The following is a 1,021-nucleotide window of genomic DNA, read 5'->3' on the forward strand; positions in this document are numbered from 1 at the left end:
TGGTAGTAGTCTGATAGCTGCTGATTGAATTGTTCCAGTTGCGGATTACCCGATGCGGTTGCCCCATCTTCTCCCTTTAGGTCTTGCATCCATGCAGGTGCAAAGTGCCAAGCTTGTTCTAGTCCTAGACTGCTGTGGTCATATTGTTCGCTCTGCTGTTGTTTGCTGTAGACGCTGCCTGCACCATCTTCTTGGCTCAAGGCATCAGCTTGCCAGCGTTGGACATGTACCGCTGTCGGTTGTAACTGACGTTGTGCCTGCCAGTGAGTAATGCTGTCAGCTGTTTGTACGGCACTGCTCTGCTGAAAGCGGATACTTTGTCTTGCTAGGGCTTGGTAATGCTGATTGTCATCAATCAGGCGAAGCTTTTGTGCTTGAATCGGGTGATTGATGTGGGGAACTAAGGGCTGTGCTTCATCGATCAGCCAATTGATGCCTTCACTTCTCAGTAAGCGGGTTAAAAAGTCATCATCGCTTTCGTTACTTTGCATCATGAAGGGACGGACATCGTAGTCTCGACTCAATCCTGTTAAATCAAGGCTTAGACTGGCAGCAAACAGCGGACTTTTTTGTTGCCACTCTTGGAATAGGATGTTGACAATATCCACCACGCTTTTATTCATAAACACACGACTATTACGACGTTGTTTCCATAATGCAGTAGGGTCTTGTACAGTGAGACGATATAGTGTGAGTGCACCATCATGCGCACCGACATCAGCTTGGGTAATAATGCCTGTGGTGCGACTCAACTGTCCTGTATCCGTCACCTGGTCAATCGCGACCTGACAGCCAATAAACTGTTTTAGGGGAATAAAGGCATGTGTCGACAAGCAAATTAAGCTGGCTGTTAACCCTTGGTTCAACGCATGTGCCCCATCAATCCGCTGTAAATAGACCTGCTGATTGAGCACAGGATGGGAAAACTGAAGATGTAGCACACGTTTTTGCGCAGTGAACCCCAGCTGTTCAAGCGCCGCATAAATATGATTCAACATAATGTTTTTAATAAATATAAAGT

Annotated in this window: 1 protein-coding gene; it reads right to left on the reverse strand. The window is 46.6% G+C overall.

Features of this window, described 5'->3' with window-relative positions:
* Window positions 1–998 (reverse strand): contractile injection system protein, VgrG/Pvc8 family (locus AC6CHI_RS16090; RefSeq protein WP_498122499.1); only part of this gene is annotated, 998 nt, incomplete at its 3' end.
* Window positions 999–1,021: the final 23 nt, after the last annotated feature.

Source organism: Acinetobacter sp. GQ146 (genome assembly GCF_059758585.1).